Origin of the sequence: Colwellia sp. MB3u-55, assembly GCF_014076785.1 — a bacterium.
Lineage (GTDB): Bacteria > Pseudomonadota > Gammaproteobacteria > Enterobacterales > Alteromonadaceae > Colwellia_A.
Window position 1 is genome coordinate 1 of sequence record NZ_JACGUS010000090.1, and the last position, 309, is coordinate 309.

The following is a 309-nucleotide window of genomic DNA, read 5'->3' on the forward strand; positions in this document are numbered from 1 at the left end:
CGATTCGACCACCCTAGAAAATTAATGAGTTACCTAGGTCTTGTAACTAGTGAACATTCAAGCGGCGATAAACGCCATTTAGGGGCTATTACTAAGTGTGGTAATAGCCGTGCAAGACGACTACTGGTCGAAGGTGCACACTCGTATAAACACAACACCAACATTTGAAAAGAAATGCAATTAAGACAAGAAAGATTAAGCAAAGAAATTATTGATATGGCTTGGCAAGCTCAACTGAGATTGTGCCGCCGTTATTAACGACTCATGCATAAAGGTAAACATCGTAATGTAGTGGTTACGGCTATCGCC

1 pseudogene is annotated in these 309 nt (G+C 41.1%); it reads left to right on the forward strand.

Annotation, left to right across the window (positions count from 1 at the left end):
• A pseudogene (locus H4J66_RS05155) lies at positions 1-258 on the forward strand (transposase); the annotation flags it as partial.
• Between the last annotated feature and the right edge of the window lie 51 nt (positions 259-309).